Genomic DNA, 10,724 nt, shown 5'->3' on the forward strand with positions numbered 1-10,724 from the left:
ACCCCAGGCTGGTGACCACCATGGTCTTGCCCGCACCCGTCTCACCGGTGACCGCGGTGAACCCGGGCGACAGCTCGACGACAGCATCGTCGATCACGCCCAGCGACCGTATCCGCATCTCCTCCAACACGGACACGACCTTACGAGGTCCGGGCAACCAATTGCGACTGGCCCGTCTCCGTCACCCACGCGGGTGGACACCGACCTCAAGGGGCGCGGGGAACTGCGCGCACGGCCACGGCCGACCCGCACCCGCCGCCGACGAGCGACCACCCCCTGCGAACCGCTAGTGAGGAGCCCCCCGCCACCCGGAAACCGGCAGCGCGAACTTCGCCACCAGCCGGTCCGTGAACGAGGCGTGGTGCAGCCGCGCCAGCCGCACCGGCACGGCCCCACGCCGCACCTCCACCCGCGCCCCCGGCGGCAACTCCACGGTCCGCCGCCCGTCGCACCACAGCACCCCGGGCGGAATGTGGGGCAGAACCTCCACAGCCAACACAGAATCCGGCGATGTCACGAGCGGCTTCGCGAACAGCGCATGCGCGGAGATCGGCACCATCAGCAGCGCCTCGACCTCCGGCCACACCACCGGCCCGCCCGCCGAGAAGGCGTACGCCGTCGACCCCGTGGGCGTCGCACACACGATCCCGTCGCAGCCGAACCCCGTCACCGGCCGCCCGTCGATCTCCAGGACGATCTCCAGCATGCGCTCGGCGGACACCTTCTGGACGGCCGCCTCGTTCAGCGCCCAGTCCGTGTGCACGATGTCCCCGTTGCGGTGCACGACGACGTCGACGGTCATCCGCTCCTCGACCTCGTACGCCTTGGTCACCACCCGGTCGACGACCTTGTCGAGGTCGTCCCGCTCGGCCTCCGCGAGGAACCCGACGCGCCCGAGGTTGACGCCGAGCATCGGCACGCCCGACGCCCGCGCGAACTCGGCACCGCGCAGCAGCGTGCCGTCACCGCCCAGCACGATGAGCAGCTCACAACCGTCGAGGCACTGGGGAGTGGCCTCCTTGACCAGCTCCACCTCGGCCGGCAGCGGCAGGTCGCGCGCCTCGGCCTCCAGGACGCGCACGCCGAGACCGGAGCGCAGCAACCCCTTCACCACGAGCTCGGCACTGCGGACGGCGGCGGGCCGCCCCGTGTGGGCGAGCAGGAAAACAGTACGAGCTCGGTTCTCGGTCAACGCGGCCCCTCCGCCACTGCACGGTCTGCCTCGGCCGGGTCCAGTTCCGGTGCCCCGGACCGCAGCCACAGAAAGTATTCGACATTCCCCGACGGTCCGGGCAGCGGACTGGCCGTCACGCCCTTCACCCCGAGCCCCAGCGCCCAGGCCTTCCCGGCCACCCCTCGTACCGCGTCGGCCCGCAGCTGGGTGCTGCGTACCACTCCCCCGCTGCCGAGGCGCTCCTTGCCCACCTCGAACTGCGGCTTGACCATCATCACCAGGTCGGCGTCCGGCTTCACGCACCGCGTCAGAGCGGGCAGGACCAGCCCGAGCGGGATGAAGGACAGATCCCCCACGACAAGATCCACTGGCTCCCCATCGATCGCCTCAAGCGTCAACTCGCGTACGTTCGTACGGTCCTTGACGGTGACGCGTTCATCCTTCTGCAGGGACCACGCGAGTTGTCCGTATCCGACGTCCACGGCGACGACATGGGCGGCGCCCGCCCGTAGCAGGACATCGGTGAAACCGCCGGTGGAGGCGCCCGCGTCGAGCGCCCTGCGCCCTTCGACGGCCAGCCCCAGCGGCCCGAACACCGCGAGCGCGCCGGCCAGCTTGTGGCCGCCGCGCGAGACGTAGTCGGGGTCGCTGTCGTCCTGGGTCACCACGATCGCCGCCGCGGTCTCCACCTGCGTGGCGGGTTTGGTCGCGACGGTCCTGCCGACGGAGACCCGCCCGGCGGCGATCAGCTGCGCGGCGTGCTCGCGCGAGCGCGCGAGCTTCCGGCGGACCAGCTCCGCGTCCAGACGGCGGCGTGCGACTCCTGCCACGTTCGGTTCAGCTCCTAGGTCCAGGCGGCGTCGGGGGCGCGGGAGGTCCCGGGCGTGCGTCGAGCGCGGTCAGCGCGTCGCGCAGCCCCCGGTGTACATCCTCGTACACCCCGACATGCCCGTCCGTGGCGAGGTGGTCCGCGTCGCCGAGCCGGTCCAGGGCGGCGTCCACACCGGCGTCGCCGGTCGGCGAGCGCGGCACGTTCAGGGGGGCCGGGGCGGCGGGGTCGTACGCCGGCTCGTCCTCCGCCGCCGGCGGGATCTCGGGAACTGCGTCGTCCATGCCCCGACGCTACCGCGAACCGCTGCGGTACCGTCGATCGCGATGGCCACGATCGAGGAGTGCCGCAGCGCACTCGACAAGCTCTCGGACAGCATGCAGCGCGCCGAAGGGGACGTCCGCGACGCCGCGGCCCTGGACCGCTCGGTGAGCTGCCACATCACGGACCTCGACGTCACCTTCGCCGGCCGGATGCGCGGCGGGCGGATCGAGGTGCACGACACCGTGCCGGGGCCGCCGCCCGGCAAGGCCGAGATCAGACTGGCCATGACCGGCGACGACCTGGTCGCGCTGGTCGGCGGCGAACTGAGCTTCGCCAAGGCCTGGGGCTCCGGCCGTGTGAAACTGCACGCGGGCGTGCGGGACCTGCTCCAGCTCAGGAAGCTTCTGTAGCCGCGACCTTCCCGACCGCGGCCCGGGCGCGGGCCCTGCGCGCCGCCGGCACGACCAGCGGCGTGCCCGTCTCCGGGTCCTCGACGACCTGGCAGCGCAGCCCGAAGACCTCCTCGACCAGTCCGGCCGTGACGATGTCCTTCGGGGGGCCCTCGGCGACGACCCGGCCCTCGCGCAGGGCGATGAGGTGGGTGGCGTAGCGGGCGGCGTGGTTCAGGTCGTGCAGCACGGCGACGAGCGTGCGCCCCTGCTCCTCGTGCAGCTCCGCACACAGGTCCAGTACGTCGATCTGATGCTGGATGTCCAGAAACGTCGTCGGCTCGTCGAGGAGGAGCAGCGGCGTCTGCTGGGCGAGGGCCATGGCGATCCACACGCGTTGGCGCTGGCCGCCGGAGAGTTCGTCGACGTAGCGGTCGCCGAGTTCTGCGACGCCGGTCTGGCGCATGGACTCCTGGACGACGCGCTCGTCCTCGGCCGACCACTGGCGCAGGATGCCCTGGTGCGGGTAGCGGCCGCGGCCGACCAGGTCGGCGACCGTGATGCCGTCGGGCGCGATGGACGACTGGGGCAGCAGGCCGAGGGTCCGCGCGACCTTCTTCGCGGGCATCGACTGGATGACCTGCCCATCGAGCAGCACCCGGCCCTCGCTCGGCTTGAGCATCCGCGACAGCGCCCGCAGCAGTGTCGACTTGCCGCAGGCGTTGGGGCCCACGATCACGGTGAAGGAGTTGTCGGGTATCTCCACCGACAACTGCTCCGCGATGACCCGCTGGTCGTAGGCGAGGGTGACGTTCTCGGCGGACAGGCGGTTCACGGTGCTCCCTTGGTTGTTCAGTCCGCTGGTGCTTTTCTCCACCCAGGTGCTCATATCCGGCCCGCCCTGCGCTCGCTGACCAGCAGCCACACCAGGTAGACCCCGCCGAGCACGCCGGTGACCACCCCCACGGGCAACTGCTCGGCGCCGAACGCCCGCTGCGAGACCCAGTCGGCGACGACCAGCAGGGCGGCGCCCATGCACAGCGAGGGCAGCAGGTTCGGCCCCGGCGAGCGGGTCAGACGCCGGGCCAGCTGCGGCGCGGTGAGCGCGACGAAGCTGACGGGACCGGCCGCGGCGGTGGCGGACGCGGTGAGCAGCACCGCCGCCACCATCAGCAGCAGCCGGACACGCTCGACCCGCACCCCCAGGGCGTACGACACGTCGTCGCCCATCTCCATCATCCGCAGGCCCCGTGCGTTGACGAGGACGAGCGGCACCAGCACGGCGGTCAGCGCGAACAGCGGCCACACCTGGTCCCAGTCCCGGCCGTCGAGGGACCCGGTCATCCACACGACCGCGCGGGCCGCGTCCACGATGTCGGACTTGGTGAGCAGGTAGCCGTTGACCGCCGTGACGATCGCGGAGACGCCGATGCCGACCAGGACCAGCCGGTAGCCGTGCACACCCCGCTTCCAGGCGAGCACGTAGATGGCGAGCCCGGTCACCAGGCCGCCGACCAGCGCCCCGGCGGCGACCTGGTTGGCGCTCCCGGAGCTCAGCACGATCACCACGAGCGCGCCGGCCGTCGCCCCCTGCCCGAGACCGAGCACGTCCGGACTGCCCAGCGGGTTGCGGGAGATGGCCTGGAACAGGGCCCCGCCGAGTCCGAGTGAGGCGCCGGCCAGCAGCCCGACGAGGACCCGCGGCAGCCGCAGTTCGGTGACGATGAACTCCTGACCCGGGTTGCCCTCGCCGACGAGCGTCCGCAGCACGTCGGCGGTCGGGATCGGGAAGTCGCCGGTGCCGATGAGCACGACACTCGCCACGAGCGTCGCGACGATCAGCAGGAGCACGACGGTGACGGCCCGCACGTCCAGGCGTACCGAGAGCCCGCCCGGGGTCCGCACGGCACGGTTGGTGGTCTTCACAGCTGCGCCGTCCTCCGCCGTCGTACGAGAAAGATGAACACCGGCCCGCCGAGGATCGCGGTGACGATGCCCACCTGGAGCTCCGAGGGCCGGGCCACGATGCGGCCGATGACATCGGCGCCGAGCAGCAGCACGGGCGACAGGAGCGCCGCGTACGGCAGGATCCAGCGCAGGTCGGGCCCGGTGAAGGAGCGCACGACGTGCGGCACCATCAGCCCGACGAACACGATCGGCCCGCACGCGGCGGTCGCGGCCCCGCACAGTACGGTCGCGGCCAGCATCGACAGCGCCCGCGTCCGGTTCAGGTTGGCTCCGAGGGCCTTGGCGGTGTCGTCGCCCATGGCCATCGCGTTGAGCGGCCGGGCCAACGCCAGCGCCAGGACCGTGCCGGTCAGCAGGAACGGCAGGACCTGTGTGATGGTCGAGTCGGTCGCCGAGGCCAGCGAACCGACCGTCCAGAAGCGCATCTTGCCGAGCGCCGCCTCGTCCATGATCATCACGGCCTGGAGGTAGCCGTACAGCGCGGCGCTGATGGCCGTACCGGCGAGCGCGAGCCGAACCGGCGTCGCGCCCCGGCTGCCGCCGAGGAACCACACCAGCGCCCCGACCGCGGCCGCGCCGGAGAACGCGAACCATACGTAGCCGCTGAGCGAGGTCACCCCGAAGTAGGTGATGGCCGTGACGACCGCGGCGGAGGCACCGGCGTTGATGCCGAGCAGACCCGGGTCGGCCAGCGGGTTGCGGGTGAGGGCTTGCAGGACCGCTCCGGCCAGGCCGAGCGCGGCGCCCGCGAGCAGCCCGAGCACGGTCCGCGACAGCCGCTCCGCGACGACGACGTCCCCATAGGTCCCCGAGTCCTCGAACAGGCCGTGCCAGACCTGACCGAGGGAGAGCTCTTTCGCACCGATCGCGATACTCGCCAGCGCGACGAGCACCAGGATCGCGACGGACAGCAGCAGCCCGAAGGCTCGCACCGCCCCTCGGGTCGGGGGCGCGGGGGCGGTCTCCGCGCGCTGTTCAGGGGGACTCTCGACCAACACCCAGTTAGGTTAGCCTACCCTCGCATTCGAGCAAGATTGGGCTTCCCGGTCCGTTCCGGGTACCCGGCCCGGGCGCTGACAGGCGCTCAGATACCCAGCCGCGCCACTGCCTTCCCCCCGTCCAGCCCGCACGCACCCTCACCGGCCGCCGTCCACGCCGCGGCGCACAACGCGCGCAGCCCGTCCAGAGCCTCACCCTCGCCGTCGAGCTCCAGCCGGTCCGCACCGGCCGTCGCCGTCCAGCCACCGCACCGGAACCCGGCCTCGCCAGCTGCGACGACCTCCGGCTGACGGCCGAGCATCCCGCGCAGATCCGCGTCCACATACGTCGGCCGGTGCCGCGGAGGTGCGGCCAGCAGCTGCGCGCCGTCGGTGACACCGGTCAGGACCAGCAGCGAGTCGACGTCGCCGTTGAACGCACCCTCGATGTCCGTGTCCAGCCGGTCCCCCACCACCAGTGGCCGCTGCGCCCCGGTCCGCAGGATCGTCTCGCGGTGCATCGGGGGCAGCGGCTTTCCCGCGACCTGCGGCTCGGCACCCGTGGCGATCCGGACGACCTCGACTGCGGCGCCGTTGCCCGGCGCGATCCCCCGCCCGCTCGGAATGGTCAGGTCGGTGTTGGACGCGAACCACGGCACGCCGCGCGCCACCGCGTAGGACGCCTCGGCGAACCGGCCCCACGGCAGATCGGGGCCGCCGAACCCCTGCACCACCGCCGCCGGATCGTCGTCCGCCGACTCCACGGGCACCAGCCCGCGTTCGCGCAGCGCGACCCGCAGCCCCTCACCGCCGATCACCAGCACCCGGGCGCCCTGCGGCACCTGCTCACTGATCAGCCGCGCGACCGCCTGCGCCGAGGTGATGACATCCTCCGCGCCCGTCGGTATCCCCAGCTCCGTCAGATGCCCGGCCACCGCGTCCGGAGTCCGCAGCGCGTTGTTCGTCACGTACGCCAGACGCATCCCGCCCTCCCGGGCCCGGGCCAGCGACTCGACCGCGTGCGCGATCGCGCTCCCACCCGCGTACACGACTCCGTCCAGATCGAGCAGCGCCGTGTCGTACGCCTCGCTCAGGGCCTGCCCACTGGCCTCGGGCCTCGTCCTGACGCTCCGGCTCATCCCGCATCGCTCCTCGTTCGACGGCTTTCCCCCGATCATCCCCCATGCCACCGACAGCCGTACGATGCCGGGATGAACTCAGCAGGTCACTCGGAGGCAACGACGCACCGAGGCCTGGAACTCGCCCCGTTCCGAGGCCTTCGTTACGACCCCGACCGGGTCGGCAGTCTTGCCGCCGTCACATCTCCGCCGTACGACGTCGTGGTGCGCCCCGACGGCCTGCACCACCTCGAGTCCGCCGACCCGTACAACATCGTCCGCCTTATCCTCCCCCAGGCGGCCACGCCCAGCGCCCGCAACGAACGGGCCGCCGACACCCTGCGCCGCTGGCTGTCCGAGGGCGTCCTGACCACCGACCCGGAACCGGGTCTCTATGTCTACGAGCAGCAGGACGGCGACGGCATGCTGCAACGCGGCATCATCGGCGCCCTGCGCGTGTCCGACCCCGCCGAGCAGGTGGTGCTGCCGCACGAGGACGTCATGCCGCACATCGTCGCCGACCGCGCCGCCCTCATGCGCGCCACCTCGGCCAACCTCGAACCGCTGCTCCTCACCTACCGGGGCGACGGCTCGACGACCGTCACGGCGGACCTGATCGAGCGCATCGCCGAACGCCCTCCGCTCCTCGCCACCACGACGGAGGACGGCTTCCGCCACCGCCTGTGGTCGGTGACCTCCCCCGACGACCTGGCCGCGATCCAGACCGACCTCGGCCGGCACCAGGCCCTCATCGCCGACGGCCACCACCGCTGGGCGACCTACCGCCGCCTCCGCACGGAGCACCCCTCCCCCAGCCCCTGGGACCACGGCCTGGTCCTCCTCGTCGACACGGCCCGCTATCCCCTCCGGGTGCGCGCGATCCACCGTCTCCTGCACGACCTGCCGGTCGGCGACGCCGTGGCCGCCCTGGAGGGCCGCTTCCGCGTACGCCGCCTCGAAGTGCCGCTGCCCGAGGCCCTGGACACGCTGGCCGAAGCGGCCCGCGCGGGCAACGCGTTCCTGCTGGCCGGGGACGGCGCCTTCCACCTCGTGGACCACCCGGACCCGGACCTGCTGGCCCGCACGATCCCCGCCGACCGCCCGGAGGCCTGGCGCACCCTCGACGCGACGGTCCTGCACGCCACGCTCCTTGAGCACGTGTGGCGCATCTCCGAGGACTCGCCCGCCCACGTCGCCTACATCCACGACACGACGGCCACGGTGGAGAAGGCGGAACGCGACGGCGGAACGGCCGTCCTGATGCACCCGGTCCGCGAGGAGGTCGTCCGCGACCTGGCCCGCCAGGGCGTCACGATGCCCCGCAAGTCGACGTCGTTCGGCCCGAAGCCGGCGACGGGTCTGGTCCTGCGGGCGCTGGACCTCTGACCGGACCGGAACAGCGCTGACACGACGAAGGGGCGGGACCCCGAGGCCTCCCGGCCCGGATCCCACCCCTTTCCCCACGGACGTCAGTCCTTGTCGCTCTCGTCCTCGTCGCTCTCGAGCTTGTCGCCCTCGTGCTGGTCGTCCTCGTCCGCCGTCGGCGAGGCCGGATCCTGGGGCTCGTCGCCCTCGTCCTCGACCATGGCGTCGACGAACTCCACGCCGTCCAGCTCGGCGAGCCGGTCCGAGGCGTCGGTGCTGCCGTCGCGATCGGCCTCGACGGCCTTCGCGAACCACTCCCGCGCCTCGCTCTCCCGCCCGGCGGCAAGCAGCGCGTCGGCGTACGCGTACCGCAGTCGCGCGGTCCACGGCTGCACGGAGTTCGCGGCCAGCTCCGGGCTCTGCAGCGTCACGATGGCCGCGTCCAGCTGCCCGATGTCCCGCCGCGCACCGGCCGCGACGAGTCGCATCTCGACCTGCCCGGCCTTGTCCAGCTTGTGCACCTCGGGCGCCCCGGCCATGTCCAGCGCCTTCTCCGGCCGCCCGAGCCCGCGCTCGCAGTCGGCCATGACGGGCCACAGGTCGATGTTCCCCGTCATCCGCTTGGCGGCCCGGAACTCGGCCAGCGCCTCGCCGTACTTCTGGCTGGCGTACGCGGCGAATCCGGCGGCCTCCCGTACGGCGGCGACACGCGACGCCAGCCGCAGCGCCACCCTGGAGTATCCGTACGCGCCCTCAGGGTCCTCGTCGAGGAGCCGCGCGACCATCACCAGGTTCCTGGCGACATCGTCGGCGAGCGTCTTGGGCAGGCTCAGCAGCTCCTGCCGTACGTCCTTGTCGATCTCCTCGCCCGTGACGTCCTCCGGGATCGGCAGCCGCTTGATGGGCTCCCTGTCCCGCTCCCGCTCCTCACGGAACCGGCCGGAACCGTGCCGGTCGTCACGGCCGCGGAAACCACCCCGGTCGCCGTCACGCCGATCGCCGTCACGCCGGAAGCCCGGGCGGTCGCCACGGTCGTCGCGCCGGGGACCGCGCGCGCCACGGTCGTCACGGCCGCGGAAGCCACCTCGGTCGCCGCGGTTGTCGTCCCGCCGGAAAGCGGGGCGGTCACTGCGGCTCTCGTCCCGACGGAAAGCAGGGCGGTCACTGCGGCTCTCGTCCCGACGGAAGGCCGGACGGTCGCCCCGGCCGGCGTCGTCTCGGCGGAAACCGCCACGCTCCCCACGGTCGTCCCCGCGGCGCTCGTCACGGCCCCTGAATCCACCGCGGTCGTCACGCCGGAAACCGCGGTCACCGTCCCTGGAACGGTCACGATCGTCGCTGCGGAAGCCGCGGTCGCGGTTGTCGTCGCGACGGAAACCGCCACGGTCGTCGCGGCGGGGGAAACCACCGCGGTCGCCCTCGCGTCCTTCGCCCCGACGATCATCGCGACGGTCGTCACGCCTGTCGTCCCGACGGAAGGCGGGACGGTCACTACGGTCGTCACGCCGAGGGGCCGGGCGGTCACTACGGTCGTCCCGACGGAAGGCGGGACGGTCACTACGGTCGTCACGCCGAGGGGCCGGGCGGTCACTACGGTCGTCCCGACGGAAGACAGGGCGATCACCGCGGTCGTCACGCCGAGGGGCCGGGCGGTCACCGCGGTCGTCGCGCCGGGGGGCAGGGCGGTCACCGCGGTCGTCACGCCGGAACCCACCGCGGTCCCGGTCGTCCCTGCGCGGCCCACGGTCACGGTCATCACGCCGCACGTGCCCACCAGCACGGTTGTCGTCCCGCCGGAAACCGCCACGGTCCCGGTCGTCTCGACGCTCACCACGGTCGTCCCGACGGGGGGCGGGGCGGTCACCGCGGTCGTCACGCCGGAACCCACCGCGGTCGCGGTCGTCCCTGCGCGGCCCACGGTCACGGTCATCACGCCGCACGTGCCCACCAGCACGGTTGTCGTCCCGGCGGAAGCCGCCACGGTCCCCGCGGTCAGGGCGATCGCCCCGGTCGCCTTCACGACGCCCGTGACCCGCACGGTCGTTGCCGCCCCGGTCGTTCCCGCGGCTGAAGCCGCCACGGTCTCCACGGTCTCCGCGGCCCCCGCGCTGACCGCCACGGTCGTTCCGGTCGCCCTCCCGTCGCCGCTGGTCGCGCTCCGGTCGGTCGTCGGGAGAGTTGGTGGACATGGTGACTCCTGTCTTAGGTACCGCAAGTCATTCTCGCGCAGCCGGCTGCCCGGTGCGCACTGCAAAAACAAAAAGGACCCTTGGTCCCAGCTGAACGCTGGGACCAAGGGTCCTTCCAAAGATTGTTCGGCGGCGTCCTACTCTCCCACAGGGTCCCCCCTGCAGTACCATCGGCGCTGTAAGGCTTAGCTTCCGGGTTCGAAATGTAACCGGGCGTTTCCCCTACGCTATAACCACCGAAACCCTAATGGTTTCGAGCGAACAAGCACACTCTTCTATTGTCTGTTCTGCTCAAAGCCGACAACTGTTCGTTGTCTCAGAACTAACACAGTGGACGCGAGCAACTGAGGACAAGCCCTCGGCCTATTAGTACCGGTCAACTCCACACGTTACCGTGCTTCCATATCCGGCCTATCAACCCAGTCGTCTACTGGGAGCCTTACCCTCTCAA

12 protein-coding genes and 2 rRNA genes are annotated in these 10,724 nt (G+C 72.0%); 2 read left to right on the forward strand and 12 right to left on the reverse strand.

The window, feature by feature from the left end; translation table 11 throughout:
* From C1J00_RS47965 to C1J00_RS29430, 4 genes are all read right to left on the reverse strand, one after another.
* Positions 1-118 (reverse strand): AAA family ATPase (locus C1J00_RS47965; RefSeq protein WP_342751760.1); only part of this gene is annotated, 118 nt, incomplete at its 3' end.
* Between the two features lie 168 nt (positions 119-286).
* Positions 287-1,192 (reverse strand): NAD kinase, encoded by a 906-nt coding sequence (locus C1J00_RS29420; protein WP_031112347.1) that lies wholly within the window; start codon positions 1,190-1,192, stop codon positions 287-289.
* Positions 1,189-2,004, reverse strand: coding sequence for a TlyA family RNA methyltransferase (locus C1J00_RS29425; RefSeq protein WP_102912034.1), 816 nt, complete (start codon positions 2,002-2,004; stop codon positions 1,189-1,191). Before C1J00_RS29425 ends, C1J00_RS29420 begins: the two co-directional genes overlap by 4 nt.
* Positions 2,005-2,011: 7 nt before the next feature.
* A complete protein-coding gene (locus C1J00_RS29430) occupies positions 2,012-2,287 on the reverse strand; it encodes a hypothetical protein (RefSeq protein ID WP_102912035.1) in 276 nt (91 codons plus the stop codon).
* A 42-nt stretch (positions 2,288-2,329) separates the two neighbouring features.
* Between C1J00_RS29430 and C1J00_RS29435 the strand changes: the two genes are divergently transcribed.
* Positions 2,330-2,677, forward strand: coding sequence for a sterol-binding protein (locus tag C1J00_RS29435; protein ID WP_102912036.1), 348 nt, complete (start codon positions 2,330-2,332; stop codon positions 2,675-2,677).
* Here C1J00_RS29435 and C1J00_RS29440 read toward each other — a convergent pair.
* From C1J00_RS29440 to C1J00_RS29455, 4 genes are all read right to left on the reverse strand, one after another.
* The gene (locus C1J00_RS29440) at positions 2,661-3,545 is read right to left on the reverse strand and encodes an ABC transporter ATP-binding protein (protein ID WP_102912037.1); all 885 of its coding nucleotides are present in this window, start codon (positions 3,543-3,545) and stop codon (positions 2,661-2,663) included. The two genes, C1J00_RS29435 and C1J00_RS29440, sit on opposite strands and share 17 nt — an antisense overlap.
* Entirely contained in the window at positions 3,542-4,582 is a 1,041-nt protein-coding gene (locus C1J00_RS29445; protein WP_102912038.1) for a FecCD family ABC transporter permease, read from the reverse strand. The genes C1J00_RS29440 and C1J00_RS29445 overlap by 4 nt, the downstream gene beginning before the upstream one ends.
* Positions 4,579-5,622: a FecCD family ABC transporter permease gene (locus C1J00_RS29450; protein WP_102912039.1), complete on the reverse strand. Its 1,044-nt coding sequence runs from the start codon at positions 5,620-5,622 to the stop codon at positions 4,579-4,581. Before C1J00_RS29450 ends, C1J00_RS29445 begins: the two co-directional genes overlap by 4 nt.
* An 86-nt stretch (positions 5,623-5,708) precedes the next feature.
* A complete protein-coding gene (locus tag C1J00_RS29455; RefSeq protein ID WP_102912040.1) occupies positions 5,709-6,740 on the reverse strand; it encodes an HAD hydrolase-like protein in 1,032 nt (343 codons plus the stop codon).
* Between the two features lie 72 nt (positions 6,741-6,812).
* Here C1J00_RS29455 and C1J00_RS29460 point away from each other — a divergent pair, with 72 nt between their 5' ends.
* Positions 6,813-8,105 carry a DUF1015 domain-containing protein gene (locus C1J00_RS29460; RefSeq protein WP_102912041.1) on the forward strand — a complete coding sequence of 431 codons (1,293 nt, stop codon included), beginning with the start codon at positions 6,813-6,815 and terminating at the stop codon, positions 8,103-8,105.
* Positions 8,106-8,188: 83 nt separating this feature from the next.
* On the opposite strand, the gene C1J00_RS45970 is transcribed toward C1J00_RS29460, so the two are convergent.
* From C1J00_RS45970 to C1J00_RS29475, 4 genes are all read right to left on the reverse strand, one after another.
* A complete protein-coding gene (locus tag C1J00_RS45970; RefSeq protein WP_219728380.1) occupies positions 8,189-8,977 on the reverse strand; it encodes a tetratricopeptide repeat protein in 789 nt (262 codons plus the stop codon).
* Positions 8,914-10,173, reverse strand: coding sequence for a hypothetical protein (locus C1J00_RS47970; protein WP_219728381.1), 1,260 nt, complete (start codon positions 10,171-10,173; stop codon positions 8,914-8,916). The genes C1J00_RS45970 and C1J00_RS47970 overlap by 64 nt, the downstream gene beginning before the upstream one ends.
* A gap of 224 nt (positions 10,174-10,397) precedes the next feature.
* Positions 10,398-10,514 (reverse strand): 5S ribosomal RNA (gene rrf / locus C1J00_RS29470).
* A gap of 105 nt (positions 10,515-10,619) precedes the next feature.
* A 23S ribosomal RNA gene (locus C1J00_RS29475) occupies positions 10,620-10,724 on the reverse strand; the annotation flags it as partial.

The sequence above is a fragment of the Streptomyces cahuitamycinicus genome (assembly GCF_002891435.1).
Lineage (GTDB): Bacteria > Actinomycetota > Actinomycetes > Streptomycetales > Streptomycetaceae > Streptomyces > Streptomyces cahuitamycinicus.